We start from the raw sequence: 19,612 nt of genomic DNA, 5'->3' as shown, positions 1-19,612 counted from the left end.
ATGTGTTTAAACTTCATTGTCTTAAAAACTTTTAAGAGCAATTTTAAAGTTCGTTGGCGTATAATATCAAGTTTGAATGAACTAACTAAAAGGGTTTTAAATAATGGCTGAAAATTCTTTCAAAAATGTTTCTGCACAACCTAAAGCATTTTTTTTATTACCAGTTAAAACCCTTTTTCTTTTAGGGGGCGTTTTTAGCGCGTTTTTTATCCTTATTTTTGGCTTGGTTCTTTTTGATTATACTAATTCAATGGATAACGCCATTTTTAGCTTGATGCGTTCAAATTCTTCTAGCCCTATTTTAGATCAAACGCTCCAACGCATTGTTTTTTTAGGCTCTTCTCAATTCGTGTTGCCTTTGAGTTTGTTAGTGGGGGTGTTTTTAAGCCTTTATCGCAGAAATTTAGCGCTTGGGGTGTGGTTTGTGTTAAGCGTGGTTCTGTTTGAAGCCCTTTTAGAATCTTTAAAACACCTTTTTTTGCACTCTGTTCAATGGCTTTCACACAGCGCTAATTTCCCTAGCGCTATTGTGCTTTCTTTAACCCTTTTTTATGGGTTGCTTGTTTTATTGATACCCCATTTGATCACGCATCAAATATTTCAAAACATTCTTTCTTATAGTTTATTTGGTTTGATTCTTTTAATAGGCTTAGCGCTGATTGTTTTAGGGGTGTCTTTTAGCAGCGTTTTAGGAGGGTTTTGTCTAGGGGCGTTAGGGGCTTGTTTTTCCATAGGGATTTATTTGAGCGTGTTTCAAAAGATCTAAGCGAACGGCTTAAAAGAATGAAAATTTTATCAAGGTTTTAATATTGGATTTAAAGGTATTATTGCAACGGATTGTTGATTTTTTCATCAAGCTCAATAAAAAGCAAAAAATCGCCCTGATTGCAGCTGGGGTTTTAATCACGGCTTTGCTCGTGTTTTTGTTGCTCTATCCCTTTAAAGAAAAAAACTACACGCAAGGGGGTTATGGGGTTTTATTTGAAGGCTTAGACTCTAGCGATAACGCTTTAATCTTACAGCACCTCCAGCAAAACCAAATCCCTTATAAAGTCTCCAAAGACGACACCATTCTTATCCCTAGAGATAAAGTGTATGAAGAAAGGATCACTCTGGCTTCTCAAGGGATCCCTAAAACGAGTAAAGTGGGTTTTGAAATCTTTGACACTAAAGACTTTGGGGCGACTGATTTTGATCAAAATATCAAACTCATTCGCGCCATTGAGGGGGAATTGTCGCGCACGATTGAAAGTTTAAACCCCATTTTGAAAGCCAATGTGCATATTGCAATCCCTAAAGACAGCGTGTTTGTGGCTAAAGAAGTCCCTCCTAGCGCTTCGGTGATGCTCAAACTCAAGCCTGACATGAAGCTTTCACCCACTCAAATTTTAGGGATTAAAAATTTAATCGCTGCAGCTGTGCCTAAACTCACGATAGAAAATGTGAAAATCGTGAATGAAAACGGCGAATCAATAGGCGAGGGCGATATACTAGAAAACTCCAAAGAATTAGCCCTAGAGCAGTTGCATTACAAACAAAATTTTGAAAACATTTTAGAAAATAAGATCGTCAATATCTTAGCCCCTATTGTGGGGGGTAAAAACAAGGTGGTCGCAAGGGTCAATGCGGAGTTTGATTTCAGCCAAAAGAAAAGCACTAAAGAGACTTTTGATCCCAATAATGTTGTAAGGAGCGAGCAAAATTTAGAAGAAAAAAAAGAAGGCGCTCCTAAAAAACAAGTCGGCGGCGTGCCGGGGGTTGTGAGCAATATCGGGCCTGTGCAAGGATTGAAAGACAATAAAGAGCCAGAAAAATACGAAAAGTCTCAAAACACGACCAATTATGAAGTGGGTAAAACCATTAGCGAGATTAAGGGCGAGTTTGGCACTTTAGTGCGTTTGAATGCGGCGGTTGTGGTGGATGGCAAGTATAAAATCGCGCTTAAAGACGGGGCGAATACTTTAGAATACGAGCCTTTGAGCGATGAATCGCTTAAAAAAATCAACGCTCTGGTGAAACAAGCCATTGGCTATAATCAAAATAGAGGCGATGATGTGGCGGTGAGCAATTTTGAGTTTAACCCTATGGCACCCATGCTTGATAACGCCACTTTGAGCGAAAAAATCATGCATAAGACTCAAAAAATCTTAGGCTCATTCACGCCTTTAATCAAGTATATTTTGGTGTTTATAGTGCTATTTATTTTCTATAAAAAAGTGATTGTGCCTTTCAGCGAACGCATGCTAGAAGTGGTGCCTGATGAAGATAAGGAAGTGAAATCCATGTTTGAAGAAATGGATGAAGAAGAAGATGAATTGAACAAACTGGGCGATTTGAGAAAAAAAGTAGAAGATCAATTAGGGCTTAATGCAACCTTTAGCGAAGAAGAAGTAAGATATGAAATTGTCTTAGAAAAGATTAGAGGGACCCTTAAAGAGCGCCCTGATGAAATCGCAATGCTCTTTAAACTCCTAATCAAAGATGAAATTTCTTCAGACAGCGCGAAAGGCTAAAAAGATAAAAGGTTAAAAATGGCAACCAAGCTTACCCCCAAACAAAAGGCTCAATTAGACGAACTTTCCATGAGTGAAAAGATCGCTATTTTACTCATTCAAGTGGGCGAAGACACCACAGGCGAGATTTTAAGGCATTTAGATATTGACTCTATTACAGAGATTTCTAAGCAAATCGTGCAATTAAACGGCACAGACAAGCAAATCGGCGCGGCGGTTTTAGAGGAATTTTTTGCGATTTTTCAGTCTAACCAATACATCAATACCGGCGGTTTAGAATACGCTAGAGAGCTTTTAACCAGGACTTTAGGGAGCGAAGAAGCCAGAAAAGTGATGGATAAACTCACTAAAAGTTTGCAAACGCAAAAAAACTTCGCTTATTTAGGCAAAATCAAGCCCCAACAACTCGCTGATTTCATCATTAACGAACACCCTCAAACCATTGCCTTGATTTTAGCCCACATGGAAGCCCCTAATGCGGCTGAGACTTTGAGCTATTTCCCTGATGAAATGAAAGCTGAGATTTCTATTAGAATGGCGAATTTAGGCGAAATATCGCCCCAAGTGGTTAAAAGGGTTTCCACGGTGTTAGAAAACAAACTAGAATCGCTCACCAGCTATAAAATTGAAGTGGGTGGCTTAAGAGCGGTGGCTGAAATCTTTAACCGCCTAGGCCAAAAGAGCGCTAAAACCACGCTCGCTCGCATTGAAAGCGTGGATAACAAGCTCGCCGGTGCGATTAAAGAGATGATGTTCACTTTTGAAGACATATCCAAACTAGACAATTTCGCTATCAGAGAGATTTTGAAAGTAGCGGATAAAAAAGACTTGTCTTTAGCCTTAAAAACTTCCACGAAAGATTTAACCGATAAATTCTTAAACAACATGAGCAGCAGGGCTGCAGAGCAGTTTGTAGAAGAAATGCAGTATCTTGGGGCGGTCAAAATCAAAGATGTGGATGTGGCCCAAAGGAAAATCATTGAAATCGTGCAGAGCTTGCAAGAAAAAGGCGTGATCCAAACCGGTGAAGAGGAAGATGTCATTGAATAGCCGTAAAAACTTGATCCAAAAAGATCATTTGAATAAGCATGACATTCAAAAATACGAATTTAAAAGCATGGCAAACTTACCCCCTAAAATTAATCCTAATGGCGCGTCTTTAGAAACGCCTAACCCAGAAGAGCCTTTGGAAAAAAAAGCGATAGAAAACGATTTGATTGATTGCTTATTGAAAAAAACCGATGAGCTTTCAAGCCATTTAGTGAAATTGCAAATGCAATTTGAAAAAGCTCAAGAAGAGAGCAAAGCTTTGATTGAAAACGCTAAAAACGACGGCTATAAAATCGGCTTTAAAGAGGGCGAAGAAAAAATGCGTAACGAACTCACCCACAGCGTGAATGAAGAAAAAAACCAGCTTTTGCATGCGATCACCGCTTTAGATGAAAAAATGAAAAGCTCAGAAAATCATTTAATGGCTTTAGAAAAGGAGTTGAGCACGATTGCGATAGATATAGCTAAAGAAGTGATCCTTAAAGAAGTGGAAGACAACAGCCAAAAAGTAGCCCTCGCTTTAGCTGAAGAGCTTTTAAAAAATGTTTTAGACGCAACGGATATTCATCTAAAAGTCAATCCCTTGGATTACCCTTATTTAAACGAGCGTTTGCAAAATACTTCTAAAATCAAATTAGAGAGCAATGAGGCTATTTCTAAAGGAGGCGTTATGATCACTAGCTCTAACGGGAGCCTTGATGGGAATTTAATGGAGCGCTTTAAAACGCTCAAAGAAAGCGTGTTGGAAAATTTTAAGGTGTGATTTTGCAAAATAAAACTTTTGATTTAAACCCTAACGATATTGCAAGCTTGGAGTTGGTGTGTCAAACGCTAAGGAATCGTATTTTAGAAGTGGTGAGCGCTAATGGGGGGCATTTAAGCTCTTCTTTAGGGGCTGTGGAGCTGATTGTGGGCATGCATGCCTTATTTGATTGCCAAAAAAACCCTTTCATTTTTGACACTTCGCACCAAGCTTACGCCCACAAGCTTTTAACCGGGCGCTTTGAAAGCTTTAGCACTTTAAGGCAATTCAAGGGTTTGAGCGGCTTTACTAAACCCAGCGAGAGCGCATACGATTATTTCATTGCCGGGCATAGCTCCACTTCGGTGTCTATAGGCGTGGGGGTGGCTAAAGCTTTTTGTTTGAAACAAGCGTTAGGCATGCCTATCGCTTTATTAGGCGATGGGAGTATTAGCGCAGGGATTTTTTATGAAGCCTTAAACGAACTGGGCGATAGGAAATACCCCATGATCATGATTTTGAACGATAATGAAATGAGTATCAGCACGCCTATTGGAGCTTTGTCTAAAGCCCTTAGCCAGCTGATGAAAGGCCCGTTTTATCAGTCTTTCCGCTCTAAAGTTAAAAAAATCTTAAGCACCTTACCTGAAAGCGTGAATTACTTAGCGAGCCGTTTTGAAGAATCTTTCAAACTCATCACCCCGGGCGTGTTTTTTGAAGAACTAGGCATTAACTATATAGGGCCTATTAATGGGCATGATTTGAGCGCGATTATTGAAACCTTAAAATTAGCCAAAGAGCTTAAAGAGCCGGTGCTAATTCATGCGCAAACCTTAAAAGGCAAAGGCTATAAGATCGCTGAAGGGCGCTATGAAAAATGGCATGGGGTGGGGCCTTTTGATTTGGATACCGGCTTGTCTAAAAAATCCAAAAGCGCGACTTTATCGCCCACTGAAGCGTATTCTAACACCCTTTTAGAATTAGCCAAAAAAGATGAAAAAATCGTAGGCGTAACCGCTGCGATGCCTAGCGGCACAGGGTTAGACAAACTCATTGACGCTTACCCTTTGCGCTTTTTTGATGTCGCTATCGCTGAACAACACGCATTAACTTCTAGCAGCGCTATGGCTAAAGAGGGGTTTAAACCTTTTGTGAGCATCTATTCTACTTTTTTGCAAAGGGCTTATGATTCTATTGTGCATGACGCTTGTATTTCTAGCCTACCGATTAAATTAGCCATTGACAGGGCCGGGATCGTGGGCGAAGATGGCGAGACGCACCAAGGGCTTTTAGACGTGTCGTATTTGCGCTCTATCCCTAACATGGTCATTTTTGCCCCACGAGACAATGAAACTTTAAAAAACGCCGTGTATTTTGCTAATGAGCATGATTCAAGCCCTTGCGCGTTCCGCTACCCTAGGGGGTCGTTTGCACTAAAAGAGGGGGTTTTTGAGCCTAGCAGTTTTGTTTTGGGGCAAAGTGAATTGTTGAAAAAAGAGGGCGAAATTTTACTCATAGGCTATGGTAATGGCGTGGGGCGGGCGCATTTGGTCCAACTGGCTTTAAAAGAAAAAAACATAGAATGCGCGCTTTTGGATCTCAGGTTTTTAAAGCCCTTAGATCCAAATTTAAGCGCAATCATTGCTCCTTATCAAAAGCTCTATGTTTTTAGCGATAATTACAAGCTTGGGGGGGTGGCTAGCACGATTTTAGAGTTTTTGAGCGAACAAAATATTTTAAAGCCTGTTAAAAGCTTTGAAATCATGGATGAATTTATCATGCATGGGAACACCGCTTTAGTGGAAAAATCCTTAGGCTTAGACACAGAGAGTTTGACTGACGCTATTTTAAAAGATTTAGGACAAGAGAGATGAAAACAAAAGCGCCAATGAAAAATATCCGCAATTTTTCCATTATCGCTCACATTGACCATGGTAAAAGCACTTTAGCGGATTGTTTGATTTCTGAATGCAACGCTATCAGTAACAGAGAGATGAAGAGCCAAGTGATGGACACGATGGATATTGAAAAAGAAAGGGGCATTACGATTAAGGCTCAAAGCGTGCGCCTGAATTACACTTTTAAGGGGGAGGATTATGTTTTAAACCTCATTGACACCCCAGGGCATGTGGATTTTAGCTATGAAGTGTCGCGCTCTTTGTGTTCGTGTGAAGGGGCGTTATTGGTGGTGGATGCCACTCAAGGCGTGGAAGCGCAAACCATTGCCAACACTTACATCGCTTTAGATAACAATTTAGAGATTTTACCGGTGATTAATAAAATTGATTTGCCGAATGCGAATGTTTTAGAAGTCAAACAGGATATAGAAGACACGATAGGGATTGATTGCTCTAACGCTAATGAAGTGAGCGCTAAAGCTAAGCTTGGCATTAAAGATTTGTTAGAAAAGATCATTACGACCATTCCTGCCCCTGGCGGTGATCCTAACGCTCCTTTAAAAGCGCTCATTTACGATTCATGGTTTGACAATTATTTAGGGGCGCTAGCGCTGGTGCGTATCATGGATGGGAGCATCAACACAGAGCAAGAAATTTTAGTGATGGGGACGGGTAAAAAACATGGCGTTTTAGGGCTATACTACCCCAACCCTTTGAAAAAAATCCCCACCAAGAGTTTAGAATGCGGTGAGATTGGCATTGTGAGTTTGGGGCTAAAAAGCGTTACTGATATTGCGGTGGGCGATACGCTCACAGACGCTAAAAACCCTACCCCTAAACCCATTGAAGGCTTTATGCCGGCCAAACCCTTTGTTTTTGCGGGGCTTTACCCTATAGAAACGGACCGGTTTGAAGATTTAAGAGAAGCGTTATTGAAGCTCCAGCTTAACGATTGCGCTTTGAATTTTGAGCCTGAAAGCTCCGTGGCGCTTGGCTTTGGCTTTAGGGTGGGCTTTTTAGGGCTATTGCACATGGAAGTGATCAAAGAAAGGCTGGAGAGAGAATTTGGCCTTAACTTAATCGCTACCGCTCCCACGGTGGTGTATGAAGTGCATTTAACCGATAATAGCATCAAATATGTCCAAAACCCTAGCGAATTGCCCCCTGAAAACCATATCGCTTGCATCAAAGAGCCTTTTGTGAGGGCGACGATCATCACGCCGAGCGAATTTTTGGGTAATTTGATGCAGTTATTGAACAATAAAAGAGGCATTCAAGAAAAAATGGAATATTTGAACCAGTCTCGTGTCATGCTCACTTATTCCTTGCCCAGCAATGAAATTGTGATGGATTTTTACGACAAGCTCAAATCTTGCACGAAAGGGTATGCGAGCTTTGATTATGAGCCTATAGAAAACAGAGAGGCTAACTTGGTGAAATTAGACGTGAGGGTGGCAGGCGATGTGGTGGATGCGCTTTCTATCATTATAGATAAAAATAAGGCGTATGAAAAGGGGCACGCTTTAGTGGAAACGATGAAAGAGCTTATCCCAAGACAGCTTTTTGAAGTCGCTATCCAAGCGAGCGTGGGGAATAAAATCATCGCTAGAGAGACGATTAAATCTGTCGGTAAGAATGTAACGGCTAAGTGCTATGGGGGCGATATTACACGAAAAAGAAAACTCTTAGAAAAGCAAAAAGAGGGTAAGAAACGCATGAAAGCTATCGGTAAAGTGGAACTTCCCCAAGAAGCGTTTTTAGCGATATTAAAGATTGATTAGGCGATTTAGCTTCTATGGCAAAACACAAGAACTATGAAATTTTAAATCTCATAGGCTATGCTTTGGCAAAATTTGATAATGACTTTATTAAAGAATTTGGTTTTTCTACTAAAAATGCTTTTTTTGAATATTGCGTCCAAATCGGCTTGGCTGAAACGACTGGCGTTATCAAAAATCGCATGGATTTATTTGATTATTTTTTTCCTAACAAACGCAAAGGCTGGTGGCAAAAAGGCGATGCCTATATCCATAGAAAATTATGGATTGATAGTTTGTTTGGAAATGAAAGCGTTAAGGGTTTTAGCCATATTGTGAAATGGTTTTTGCAAGAACAATACGGCGTCAAAGATTTAGGCGTTACCCCTAACGCTTACCTCAAAACCCGCTATAAAAGCATGCAAGAAACAGGTTTGGAAGCCGAATTGTATTTCTTAAACCACTATAAAAACATCAAAATATTCTCTTGTGGGCATTTAAAAGACATGCGTCTTTTTGGCGATGGGTATGACTTCTATATTCAAACCAACAAGCAGGCGTTTTTAGTGGAAGTTAAGGGGATTAGAGAAAAGCAAGGGACATTGAGGTTGACCCAAAAAGAATACGAGCAAGCGCAAGCGTATAGTCATGATTATGTACTTGTAGTGGTATTGAATTTGAGTGAAAAACCCTATCTTTTATCTATCGCTAACCCCTTAAAGCATTTAGAATTTAAGGCATGCGAGAGGAAGCAAAAAAGCATTTTAGAATACCACTTAATAGGGCAAATAAAATAACTATATTAAAGGTGGGGTTCATTTAATCTAATTAATAGCAGTGGTTGGAAATTTAGATATAATGAAGAGTTTTAAAATAAAATAACCAAAATCCCCTATTTTTTGAAAATTAAAGAGTTGTTGAAGTTAAGTTTATTTAAAACCCCTTAAGGGTTTTTATGGGTGGGTAGGGGAGCGAAAGTTTGGCTTACGGGCATGATTTCTATGCGGTTGATATTGACATGCGAGGGTTGTTCGTAAATCCATAGCACAATGTTAGCAATATCTTGTGGCTTGAGGTAAAGGGTGTTTTCATAGACGGATTGGGCTTTTATTTTATCGCCTTTAAAACGCACCATGCTGAATTCGGTTTCGCCGCACAAACCGGGTTCAACATTACTCACTCTGATGTTAGTGCCAGCCAAATCCGCTCGCAAATTTAAAGAAAATTGTTTCACAAACGCCTTGCTCGCTCCATAGACATTCCCACCGGGATAGGGGTAAGTGCCAGCGATAGAGCCAAGATTGATGATAGTCCCATGGTCATGCTCTATCATAGAGGGCAAGATCAAGCGGGTGAGATGCAACAACCCCTTGATATTCGTATCTATCATGATTTCCCAATCGTCTAGCTCGCATTCATAAGCCTTGTTTAAGCCTAGCGCTAAGCCGGCGTTATTGATTAAAGCGTCAATGCGATCCGTCATGGAGAAAATAGTCTCTATCGCTCGCTTAGTTTCAAGCTTTTTTTGAAGATCAAAACACAGGGGAATGAAACGCTTGGGATAAGCGAGCTGCAATTCTTGCAAATTCTCTTTTCGCCTCCCTGTGCCAAAAACCACATGGCTTTTTTGTAAAAACGCTTTAGCGATTTCTAGCCCAAACCCTGAAGTCGCTCCGCTAACTAAAATGTGCGCCATTTCTATCCTTTAAAATTTTAAAAAAGCCCCTTAAGCCCTTTTTCAAGCTTTTCTTTGAGCTTATCATCTTTAAGCAAATGATCTAAACCTTTTTTAAGGGTGTCATTTTTTAAGATTTCTTTCAAGCCTTGTTGCAGGTTTTGTTGGATGGCTTTTTCGTTTAAAATGAGGGAAAATTTTGGCTGGTGCATGCTGCCTTGAAGTTTCATTTTAAAAATGAATTTTAAAATCTCCGCATCCATGAGCATGTCCATTTGTTTGGTGCTTAAATCCAACAAGCCGTTATGGATTTTCAATTGGGTTTTGGGGCTTTTTAAACTCAAATCAGAGAGCAGGCGTTGCTGGTTGATTTGGCTTACTAGATTGGCATCGTTATAGATTTCTTTAGTAATATCAAATTTAGAAATGGAGTAGAGGAAATCGCTGAATGCATTTTTGAGGAATCTTGCGTTTTTTAGGCGGGCTTTCAATACGCCTTGCTTGGCGCTAAGGTCATAATCCAAGTTAGCGTCTGCAATGGATTGGAAAAACTTGGGGTAATGGAATAAATCTAAGGCTTTTAAAGTGGAAATATTGGAAAAACGGGCTTTCAAATCTTTATTTAAAAGCGTGAAGTCTAGCGCACCGTCTAGTAAATTTGAATGGCCATTGACTTTTAAGAGTTTGGGGCTTTGCTCTATAGCACCTTTTAAAGTCAAGCTCCCTTTTAGGGGGTGGTTGATCATGTTTTGGAGTTTGGCTAGATGGGGTATTTCTAAAGTGTAGGGGGCGTTGAGTTTTAAAGTAGGGAAAGAATATTCGCTTTTTAGGGCTGTGAAATTAACTAAAGGGCTAGTTAGGGTGGTATCGCTGATGGCTTTGTTTTCTTTAAAATCGCTTGAGTGCGAGAGGTTGAAAACGAGCGTGTCTTTAAGGTTTAAATGAAAGATTTGATTGATTAGGGCGTTATTGATTAAAGCGTTATTAGCTGTTAGGATCAAATGCCCTTCTAAGGGCTTTAGAGAGTTAAAATCCGCTTGTAAGGACACTTTTGCGTTCGCATAAGCGGGGCGGTTGATTAAATAAAGCAAAGCTTCTAAATTGGCGTCTTTTGCGTTCAAACTTAAGTGAGAAAGCTTGAAATCATCTAAAAGGGCGTTGTAGGCAGTGTGGGATTGAGCCGCATTAGAGACGCCTTGAATCACAAGGGCTTTTCTATGCCCTTTAATGTTCCCAGAAGTAACAATAGCCCCCCTTAAAGGGTAGGGTATCAAATCCTTGAAAGAGCGTAAATTTTTAATATCTATATGGTAATCCAAATTTACGCTTTGCGTTAAAAGTGAAAAATCCCCCTTAAGAATGAGCGTGGAATCGTCGTTGGCTTGAGCTTTAAAATCCAAAGAGTTGAATCTCAATTTAAAGGTTTTAACGCTCAAATAACGCTCGTTCGGGTTGATTTTTTTCTCTATATACGAAGCGATGATTTTATTCCCCCATTCTGTAAAAAGGATAAGATAGGCCGTTAAAAGGCCGATTAAAAGAAGCGCGAGTATGGTATAAAGAAATTTTTTCATGTTTGTTTGTCCTTGAAATAAATTGAATAGAATATATTAGCTTGTTTTGTAAGGGTTTCTAACATTTTTTATAAAGCCTTAACGAGCGGTAATAAAAATTTTTATAGCGATAGGTTTTATAGATTTTAAGGGTGCCAGTCTATATTTTGACCCTTGATGCCAGTGAGAAATGTTATACCAAAAACCCTAAAAATTTAAGCTCCTTAGAGCAAATATAAGCCGATAAAGCCACCAAGCCAGAAAGCGAAAAGTTATAAAGCAAAAGAGATTTTGTGCCATTTAAAGAACAAAGCAAACAAAAAATCTCAATTTAATCTTTTATCAAGGAGTTTTAAGTTAAAAGACTTGTAGCGTTAAACAAGGACGATCCAATCGTTTAGGACTTTCTCAACCAAACATGATGGATAAAAAGAAAAAAATTTAAGGAGAAAAACAATGGTGGAGAATAGCGGGATCGAACCGCTGACCTCCTGCGTGCAAAGCAGGCGCTCTCCCAGCTGAGCTAATTCCCCAAAGATTGTAAAAAATGGTGGGCTTAGGAGGAGTTGAACCTCCGACCTCACCCTTATCAGGGGTGCGCTCTAACCACCTGAGCTATAAGCCCTTTAAAGCCAATAAAGATGAAATTATAGGTTAAACTTTCTTAAAAAATCCTTAAATGATAAATGGGATTAAGATGTTATAATAGTTGTTATTTTTTCATTTTAAAAGGGGTTTTATGGCATTATTATTCACAGGGGCGTGCGGGTATATAGGCTCGCATACCGCAAGGGCGTTTTTAGAAAAAACCAAAGAAAACATCATTATTGTAGATGACTTAAGCACCGGTTTTTTAGAGCATATCAAAGCGTTAGAGCGTTACTACCCTAATAGGGTTACTTTTATTCAAGCGAATTTGAATGAAACCCACAAATTAGATGTATTTTTGAATAAGCAACAGCTAAAAGATCCTATTGAAGCTGTCTTGCACTTTGGGGCTAAAATCTCAGTAGAAGAATCCACGCGCTTGCCTTTAGAATACTACACCAACAACACGCTCAACACTTTAGAGCTTGTCAAACTTTGCTTAAAGCATGCAATCAAGCGTTTTATTTTTTCTTCTACGGCCGTGGTTTATGGCGAATCTAGTTCAAGCTTGAATGAAGAAAGCCCCTTAAACCCCATTAATCCTTATGGAGCGTCTAAAATGATGAGCGAAAGGATTTTGTTGGACACTTCTAAAATAGCGGATTTTAAATGCGTTATTTTGCGCTATTTCAATGTGGCTGGGGCATGCATGCGCAATGATTATACCACGCCTTACACGCTAGGTCAGCGCACGCTCAACGCCACGCATTTAATCAAAATCGCATGCGAATGCGCGGTGGGGAAAAGAAAAAAAATGGGGATTTTTGGCACCAATTACCCCACAAGAGATGGCACTTGTATTAGGGATTATATCCATGTAGATGATTTGGCTAACGCGCATTTAGCGAGCTATCACACTCTTTTAGAAAAAAATAAGAGCGAGATCTATAATGTCGGCTACAATCAAGGCCATAGCGTGAAAGAAGTGATAGAAAAGGTTAAAGAAATCTCAAATAAGGATTTTTTAGTGGAAATTTTAGACAAACGACAGGGCGATCCAGCAAGCCTTATTGCTAATAATTCTAAAATCTTACAAAACACCCCTTTCAAACCCCTTTATAACAACCTAGACACCATTATCAAAAGTGCTCTAGATTGGGAAGAACACCTTTTAAGATTTCAATAATACACCCTGTGCAAATACAAGCCATTAGCCATTATGGGCGTTCTTATAGTGGCTTTGAGGTTATGGATTTGCGCTTGAATTTCAGCGAGCGTGATTTTTTTTAAGGAATATTGAACGCATGCTTGAATGATCAAACGCACACTAGAGCGTAAAAACGCATCGCCAATGATTTTAAACACCACGCACTCATGCCCCATGATAAAGGTTTTATAAGCCAAAGCGTTAAAAATGATGCGATTAGGGTTGGTTGTAGCGCCGCCTTCTTTTTTAAACATGGAAAAATCATGCTTGCCTATAAATTGCTTTAAAGCAATGTTTAGCGCATCTAGTGAGCCATAATCTCCGCAAGCGATATAAGGCGCTAAAAAAGGCGTTTTTAAATTCTTCGTCAAAAGGTAACGATACGCTCTTTTTTGAGCGTCAAAACGCGCATGGAAGTTTTTTTCTTCTAGTTTTTTTAAGACAATATGCGGGGCGAGTTTGGGGGCTAGATAATGAAATAATTTAGCGGCATTCCAGTGTTTTGGAGCGTGAAAAGACAGCACTTGGTTGTTCGCATGCACGCCTTTATCCGTGCGCCCGGCCGCAACCACAACGCTTTTAATCCCTAGCGTATTTAAAGCGCTTTCTATTTTGTCTTGCACGCCAAGTTTGTTGGGCTGTTTGGCATAGCCTAAAAAATACGCCCCATCATAAGCCACAATGGCTTTAAAGCAACGCATTTTAATAACGCTTTAAAATGAATTTTCTAAACAACAAATAAGAGCCAAACACCCAAATAAAGGGGAAGAAAAAGGTCATCAAAAACAAATCCGTAGAAATCACATGCACCATTAAAAAATAAACCCCAACCGCTCCAAGGACATAAAAATAACTCCAATTCGTTTTGAATCGCGGGTTGGCGATGCCAAATAAGGGGATTAAAAACACGCTCGCTAAAGGGAACAAGGAAACTAAAATCGCTTGAGAAAAACGGCGTTTTTGATTTTTATTAGCGTTTTTGCCAAAGGCTTTTTTCCAATAGCCCAAATAATCCGTGCCTTGCAAATAAGCCGCATCATTAGAATTGAAAGACTTGAGCTTGTTGCGCAAATGCAATTCTTCAAAATCAACTTTACGCATTTTATCGCCTTGAGTGAAATACGCATGCCCTTTGTATAAATTCAATTCAAACACGCCGTTTTGATTGTTGATATTGCCTTTTTGGGCTAGAATGAAGCTTTCTTGAGAAAGGCTTTTATTAGAAAAAAGCACTAAATTATCATAGGAATTGTTCTCAGCCTTATCCACATACACGAGCCAATCGCCTAATTTTTGCCCGAATTCACCGGCCCTTATGTTAATATCAATCTTGTCTTTTTTTTGACGCAAAAACCCGTAATAAGCGCTCTTAGAAGTGGGGATTAAAATAAGCGAAAACACCAATAAAATCGCGCTCACTAACAAACTTAAAGGCACAAACGCTTTAGTCATTGTTTTAGGCGAAACCCCTAAAGAGAAAAACACTAACAATTCATGGTCATAGCTAAGCCTTGAAAGCCCCAAAGCGCAAGCCGCAAAAAAAGTGATCGGCAAAATAAAAAAAATGGTTCCTGGCAAGGAATACAAAAAGAGTTGCACTAGATCCAAAAAGCTCACTTTAATCACGAGCGTTACGCTTGCGATACTGATTAATAGCACGATAGAAGAGATAAAAAACAGCACTAAAAAGAAAGAGAAAAAGACTTGCGAAACCGCCATGAAAAGATAGTGTTTAACCATGCCTTAATCTTTATTGCACCCCATCTACAACAGGCACAAACGAGCATTTTTCTAACACTTTTTGGACGCGCAAAGCGTTATTTTGCTTCACAAAGCGTTTGATGACTTGCTCGTTGTTTTCTTGAATGGGCGCAACTAATATCCCGCCTTCTTCAAGCTGATCAATAAGCGCTTGGGGGATATTTTTAGCGCAAGCAGAGAATAAAATCCTATCATAGGGGGCGTATTGATCCCAGCCCTTGTTCCCATCAGCGAATTTGACATGAACGTTGTCTAAACCGAGATTTTTAAGGCGCAAACGCGCTTCTATATACAAGCTTTCAATCCTTTCAACGCTAAAAACGCGCCTGAAAATTTGAGACAGCACCGCCGCTTGATAGCCGCTCCCGCAGCCAATTTCTAGCACGCTATCCACATGATCGATTTCTAAATATTGCGTCATTTTGGCCACGGTTAGGGGCGAAGAAATGTATTGTTGCGCTTGCATAGAAAGCGCGTTTAAAGTGTAGGCAAAGTGTTTAAAGGGGGCTGGCACAAAAATTTCCCTTTCAATGCTCTCCATAGCCTTCCTCACTTTGGGGTGCAAATTGAAACGCTTGTGGATTTCTTCACACATCAAATGGTTTTTGATACTATTCAAACAAGCCCCTTAAAAATCATCAAAACTCACGCTCCCTTTAGCGTAATTGCTCACCCTAGCCTCAAAGAAATTAGAGCGTTGCTCATTGAAACTTGAAAAGCTCTCTACCCATTTAATGGGGTGTTGGACACCATAAACTTTGGCGATACCCACCTTACTCAAACGGCTATCTGCTAAAAACTGGATGTATTGCTCAATCAAACTTGAAGTGAGCCCTAAAATCTTGCCTTGCGTGATATAATCCCCCCACAAAGCTTCAATTTCTACCGCTTTTTTAAACATTCCTATGACTTCATTAATCAATTGCGGCGTGAATAGATCCGCTCTTTCATTCCTTAAAGCGTTGATCATGTTTTGGAATAAAATCAAATGCGTTACCTCATCTCTTTGGATAAAACGAATCATTTGCGCTGATCCTAGCATCTTACCGCTCCTAGCCAGCGTGTAAAAATAGCTAAACCCGCTATAAAAATAAATCCCCTCTAAAATTTGGTTAGCAAAAAGCGCTTTGAGGATGTTTTCTTCTGTGGGGTTTTTGGCTAATTCCATATACACCTGCGCGATATAGTCATTCTTGCTTTTTAATTGCATATCGTTACGCCACATGTCATAAATTTCTTCAGTATTCGCGCTTATGCTTTCCACCATCACCGCATACGCATGGCTGTGTAGGGCTTCTTCATAAGCTTGACGCACCAAGCACAAATTGATTTCGGGGCTAGTGATAAAGGGATTGATATTATCAATCAAATTATTGGCTTGCAAGCTATCCATAAAAATGAGTTGCGCTAAGGCTCTGTCATAGCCGATCTTTTCTTCTGCGTTCAATTTCAAATAATCCCTTTTGTCATCGTTCATGCTCACTTCTTCAGCAAACCAGGTGTTAGCGAGCATCGTTTTCCACAAATGATCCGCCCATTGATACTTGATTTTATTCAAATCAAACATGCTTGTAGGATTACCCCCAAAAATCTTTCTTTCATTCACACTTTCTGTAGAATCGGGGTTGTAAATTTTCTTGCGTGAAACTTCCATTGTGTTCCTTAATTTCCTTAAAACTATCTAACAATATAGTCTTGTTAGAATACCTTAAAAGAATTTAAAACCCCCTAAAAGACGGAAAAAACTCCAAATTTATAAAAAACTTCAATTTTTCAGTATTTTTAAAGGATTAAACAGCTAAAATACTGCTTCTTTATTTTCTACTCTTATGTGCATGCGATGGCGTGCGGTGCGCGGAAGTGGCGAAATTGGTAGACGCACTAGACTTAGGATCTAGCGCCGCAAGGCATGAAGGTTCGATTCCTTTCTTCCGCACCATTCTTAATGATTAAGATTTGAAGCCCTAAATGGAACTTATTTTATTAAAACCCTCAAAAGTTTTTAAAACGCCATGAGCGATGTTTTGAACGCTCTCTAGATCTAAATTCGCATGACAAGGCAAGGAAATTTCAGCGCTATAAAAATCCTGTGCGCTTTTCAATGGGGCTGTATTGAAGAGCTGTTGGTACAATTGGTATTGGTAAATGGGCTTGTAATGCACTTGGGCTAAAATGCCAAGCTTGTGCAGATTTTCTAAAATGAGTTTTTTGCATATAAAAAATTTTTGGCGCATTAAAATAGGGTAAAGGTGGTTAGAGCTTTGGTGTTTTAACAAGGGGTGTAAAGGGGTGAAATAAGGGTTATCTTTAAAAATCTCATCATAAATTAGAGCGATTTCTTCTCTTTTTTGCATTAAAAAGGGGGCTTTTTTAAGCTGGCTCAAACCCAAAGCGCTTTGGATTTCATTCAAGCGGAAATTATACCCTACGCTTTTGACTTCGCCTTCAAAAAAATCTTTTTTGATCATGCCATGAGAACGAAACGATTTCATTTTTTCATGCAATCCACTATCGTTAGTAACGACCGCTCCCCCCTCAGCCGTGGTGATAGGCTTAATGGCATGGAAACTAAACACGCTCGCTAACGCAAAACCTCCTACTTTTTTATGGTGATACTCGCTTCCTAGAGCATGCGAGCTGTCAGAAAGAAAACTCAAAGAATGCTTTTTACAAAGCCTTTGAATGCTTTCTATTTCCACGCTTTTACCGGCATAATCCACGCTCACTATGGCTTTGGTTTTTTTAGTAATAAGCTTTTCTAGGGCCAATTCATCTATATTGCCATCGTTTTTAACTTCGGCAAATACGGGTTTATAGCCGCTTTCTAAGAGCATGTTAGCCGTCGCTACAAAGCTTATAGGGGTGGTGATTATTTCATTGCAATCAGCACTAAATCCGCTAAAATTCCTATAGAGCGTTAAAAGGGCTGAAGTCGCGCTGTTAAACGCTAACGCATGCTTAACGCCCAAAAACTCGCATAAAGCTTCTTCAAATAAGAGAGAATATTTGCCCTGCGTGAGTTGTTTGGAATTTAAAACTTCTAAAACAGCCTTTTTATCTTCTTCGTCTAAACAAGGCTCGCTATAAGCAAACTCTTTCAAGCGAGCAAGTCTTGCAAGCGAGATGGGGTGATCTTGCTTGTGTCATGGACATCTTGGAATTTTTGAGCGTTCAATCTTGTTTTATCTAAGGTGTTGTATTCCTTGTTCAAATGATTCGTTTCAGCGAGCTGTTTTTTCCACTGGTGCAAAGAGTTTTGAATGCTTTCTTTTTCACTTTCTAATGATTTTGAAAATTTCTCCAAAGCCTTCGTGTCATCAATATCAATATTGCTAGGGAGTTTCAAACTAGCCGCGCCATTATCCAAATTGTGATTGAAAGAATCAATCGCTTTGTCCAAACGGCTTTTAAAACGCTCAAAATCGCTTCGATCTTTTTCATTGTTATGAGCGTAAGATTTAGAAATCCCCACCAATTCCTTAGCGTCTTTATCCATGCCTTTTAAGCTTTTGAGACGGCTTTCTAAATCCCCTATGGCTAGGTTATCCTGCTTAGCTTGTTTGGCCAATTTGATCTTTTCATCATTCTCTGAAAGATTTTGAATTTCCTTATTTTCTTCTTTTTCTCCATTTTTTGTGTGCGAACCAACCCTTTGAGTATGGTAATCCCTTACCATCAAAGATGGGTTATAATGATTTGAAATCTTAGACATCCTATCCTCCACTTCATTTTATTTCTTAAAGATAAGATAAGCAAACTCTATTCCTAAAATATTTTGATCCACTCAATTCTATCTAAAAATATTAATCTAACTCTAAAATTCTTTCTAACTCTTTGATGAGGTTTGTAATTTCTTTCAGTTCTTTAAGATTGAGAGTGAGCTTATCATTGACTTGATTATCAGGATTCATTGGCACCAATTGCTTTTTGAACTCATTTTGTTTCATAAAGTATTTTCTTTCTTTATGAATGTAATGGATTTCATCTTTTTTAAAAACTCTATAAAGCAATTGGTCTTCGCACACTCCTAAGCAAATCAAAAAATCATAGTTGTATCGTGGGTTTATACCATTGAACCAAAAAAGTGTTGTTAGTTCTGCCTTTTCGTGCGGTTTTGACTTCAAAAGACACACCGCTTTTTGTCATAATATCGTATTCATCATGAATAATGCCATCATTGATCACTCCATCTATAGCGTTAAGCACGCTTTTTAAAAACTCTTCGCCAATCTGCCCTATAGCGTTGGCTTCAAAATCTCTAATTTTTGAAAAAATAGCGTTGTAATCTTGCCCTAAATTCAATTCTTCATGTTTTTTTTCAATAATTTTTAAAAAAGTTTGTTCTAAATCCATCAATTACCCTTTAAGCTATCCAAACGATCATATAAGGCTTGAAAGATATGACTTTTGCCTAAATGATAGCAAGAATTAGTCGCTAAACTTGCGTATTTTGTCCAATCAATTTCTTGGAATAGTTTTTTTAATTTAGCGTTTAAAACCTTGTCAGCGCTAGTAAATACCACAGCAATACCAGATTGATACTTAACTTCCTCAAAGTTCTCTACAATTTGTGTGCTTTTATAAAAAGTTGATGAAATGTAAAAGGATGCTTTTTGATTAAAAATCCACTCTTTACCGCATTCTCTGTTTTTAGCTAATGAAACCGTGAAAACCTTGATATATTCGCTAAAGGGTTCTTTATGGCGATTCTTATACCAAGAAAATTCACTTTTTTTGTTTTGATGCTTTTTGCTCCAAATTTGAAACACGCAATGCACATCCACTTCTTTATTTCTAAACCACCCAAGCAGAAATCCCAAATATCTTTAGTGTTTGGGATGAATGCTTTAGTTCCGCTAGGAACTATA

General features: G+C 39.1%; 18 protein-coding genes, 3 tRNA genes and 1 pseudogene. 9 read left to right on the top strand and 13 right to left on the bottom strand.

The features are described 5' to 3' along the window. The first annotated feature begins 103 nt into the window (after positions 1-103). Genes G6069_RS06690 through G6069_RS06660 form a run of 7 tightly spaced genes read left to right on the top strand, consistent with a single transcriptional unit; the run spans position 104 to position 8,757 of the window. Complete coding sequence (locus G6069_RS06690) at positions 104-766, top strand: phosphatase PAP2 family protein (protein ID WP_197293783.1); 663 nt, start codon at positions 104-106, stop codon at positions 764-766. A gap of 43 nt (positions 767-809) precedes the next feature. Then, entirely contained in the window at positions 810-2,513 is a 1,704-nt protein-coding gene (gene fliF / locus G6069_RS06685) for a flagellar basal-body MS-ring/collar protein FliF (protein ID WP_197293782.1), read from the top strand. A gap of 18 nt (positions 2,514-2,531) precedes the next feature. Beyond that, positions 2,532-3,563 carry a flagellar motor switch protein FliG gene (gene fliG, locus G6069_RS06680; RefSeq protein WP_000201860.1) on the top strand — a complete coding sequence of 344 codons (1,032 nt, stop codon included), beginning with the start codon at positions 2,532-2,534 and terminating at the stop codon, positions 3,561-3,563. Next, positions 3,550-4,326 carry a flagellar assembly protein FliH gene (gene fliH, locus G6069_RS06675; RefSeq protein WP_197293781.1) on the top strand — a complete coding sequence of 259 codons (777 nt, stop codon included), beginning with the start codon at positions 3,550-3,552 and terminating at the stop codon, positions 4,324-4,326. Before fliG ends, fliH begins: the two co-directional genes overlap by 14 nt. Before the next feature lie 2 nt (positions 4,327-4,328). After that, a complete protein-coding gene (gene dxs / locus G6069_RS06670; protein ID WP_197293780.1) occupies positions 4,329-6,179 on the top strand; it encodes a 1-deoxy-D-xylulose-5-phosphate synthase in 1,851 nt (616 codons plus the stop codon). A gap of 14 nt (positions 6,180-6,193) precedes the next feature. Then, positions 6,194-7,984: a translation elongation factor 4 gene (gene lepA, locus G6069_RS06665; protein ID WP_197293793.1), complete on the top strand. Its 1,791-nt coding sequence runs from the start codon at positions 6,194-6,196 to the stop codon at positions 7,982-7,984. Between the two features lie 14 nt (positions 7,985-7,998). Continuing rightward, positions 7,999-8,757 carry a protein NO VEIN domain-containing protein gene (locus tag G6069_RS06660; RefSeq protein WP_197293779.1) on the top strand — a complete coding sequence of 253 codons (759 nt, stop codon included), beginning with the start codon at positions 7,999-8,001 and terminating at the stop codon, positions 8,755-8,757. Between the two features lie 146 nt (positions 8,758-8,903). Here G6069_RS06660 and G6069_RS06655 read toward each other — a convergent pair whose 3' ends face one another. From G6069_RS06655 to G6069_RS06640, 4 genes are all read right to left on the bottom strand, one after another. Then, entirely contained in the window at positions 8,904-9,656 is a 753-nt protein-coding gene (locus tag G6069_RS06655; RefSeq protein WP_197293778.1) for an SDR family oxidoreductase, read from the bottom strand. 17 nt (positions 9,657-9,673) lie between these two features. Further along, the gene (locus tag G6069_RS06650) at positions 9,674-11,209 is read right to left on the bottom strand and encodes a hypothetical protein (RefSeq protein WP_197293777.1); all 1,536 of its coding nucleotides are present in this window, start codon (positions 11,207-11,209) and stop codon (positions 9,674-9,676) included. A 436-nt stretch (positions 11,210-11,645) separates the two neighbouring features. Further along, a tRNA-Ala gene (locus tag G6069_RS06645) sits at positions 11,646-11,721 on the bottom strand. A 15-nt stretch (positions 11,722-11,736) separates the two neighbouring features. Next, a tRNA-Ile gene (locus G6069_RS06640) sits at positions 11,737-11,813 on the bottom strand. Between the two features lie 114 nt (positions 11,814-11,927). Here G6069_RS06640 and galE point away from each other — a divergent pair. Beyond that, on the top strand, positions 11,928-12,962 hold the full coding sequence (gene galE, locus G6069_RS06635; RefSeq protein ID WP_197293776.1) for a UDP-glucose 4-epimerase GalE: 1,035 nt from the start codon (positions 11,928-11,930) through the stop codon (positions 12,960-12,962). Here the strand turns inward: galE and truA are convergent. From truA to G6069_RS06615, 4 genes are read right to left on the bottom strand one after another with little or no spacing between them, the layout of a single operon-like run. Then, on the bottom strand, positions 12,956-13,684 hold the full coding sequence (gene truA, locus G6069_RS06630; protein ID WP_197293775.1) for a tRNA pseudouridine(38-40) synthase TruA: 729 nt from the start codon (positions 13,682-13,684) through the stop codon (positions 12,956-12,958). The two genes, galE and truA, sit on opposite strands and share 7 nt — an antisense overlap. 1 nt (position 13,685) lies before the next feature. Continuing rightward, positions 13,686-14,723, bottom strand: coding sequence for an LptF/LptG family permease (locus tag G6069_RS06625; RefSeq protein WP_197293774.1), 1,038 nt, complete (start codon positions 14,721-14,723; stop codon positions 13,686-13,688). A 10-nt stretch (positions 14,724-14,733) separates the two neighbouring features. Further along, positions 14,734-15,363, bottom strand: coding sequence for a protein-L-isoaspartate O-methyltransferase (gene pcm / locus G6069_RS06620; protein ID WP_197293773.1), 630 nt, complete (start codon positions 15,361-15,363; stop codon positions 14,734-14,736). A gap of 9 nt (positions 15,364-15,372) precedes the next feature. Next, the gene (locus G6069_RS06615; RefSeq protein WP_197293772.1) at positions 15,373-16,398 is read right to left on the bottom strand and encodes a ribonucleotide-diphosphate reductase subunit beta; all 1,026 of its coding nucleotides are present in this window, start codon (positions 16,396-16,398) and stop codon (positions 15,373-15,375) included. Positions 16,399-16,598: 200 nt separating this feature from the next. On the opposite strand from G6069_RS06615, the gene G6069_RS06610 reads away from it, so the two are divergent. Further along, a tRNA-Leu gene (locus G6069_RS06610) sits at positions 16,599-16,683 on the top strand. A 25-nt stretch (positions 16,684-16,708) separates the two neighbouring features. Here the strand turns inward: G6069_RS06610 and pseC are convergent. The 5 genes and pseudogenes from pseC to G6069_RS06590 all read right to left on the bottom strand — a co-directional run. Then, the gene (gene pseC, locus G6069_RS06605; RefSeq protein WP_197293771.1) at positions 16,709-17,845 is read right to left on the bottom strand and encodes a UDP-4-amino-4,6-dideoxy-N-acetyl-beta-L-altrosamine transaminase; all 1,137 of its coding nucleotides are present in this window, start codon (positions 17,843-17,845) and stop codon (positions 16,709-16,711) included. Next, a complete protein-coding gene (locus G6069_RS06600) occupies positions 17,842-18,456 on the bottom strand; it encodes a Laminin subunit alpha-2 precursor (protein ID WP_197293770.1) in 615 nt (204 codons plus the stop codon). The genes pseC and G6069_RS06600 overlap by 4 nt, the downstream gene beginning before the upstream one ends. 91 nt (positions 18,457-18,547) lie before the next feature. Continuing rightward, a complete protein-coding gene (locus G6069_RS08135) occupies positions 18,548-18,754 on the bottom strand; it encodes a type II restriction endonuclease (RefSeq protein WP_331459023.1) in 207 nt (68 codons plus the stop codon). A 34-nt stretch (positions 18,755-18,788) separates the two neighbouring features. Then, entirely contained in the window at positions 18,789-19,097 is a 309-nt protein-coding gene (locus G6069_RS08130; protein ID WP_011550087.1) for a hypothetical protein, read from the bottom strand. Further along, positions 19,097-19,543: pseudogene (locus tag G6069_RS06590) on the bottom strand (SAM-dependent methyltransferase); the annotation flags it as partial. The pseudogene G6069_RS06590 and the gene G6069_RS08130, both read right to left, overlap by 1 nt. Positions 19,544-19,612: the final 69 nt, after the last annotated feature.

It is taken from the genome of Helicobacter pylori, assembly GCF_017594925.1.
In the GTDB taxonomy this organism is placed as follows: Bacteria; Campylobacterota; Campylobacteria; order Campylobacterales; family Helicobacteraceae; genus Helicobacter; species Helicobacter pylori_DP.
The sequence above is the reverse complement of the archived record's forward strand: the minus strand, read 5'-3'. Positions and strand labels throughout refer to the sequence as shown.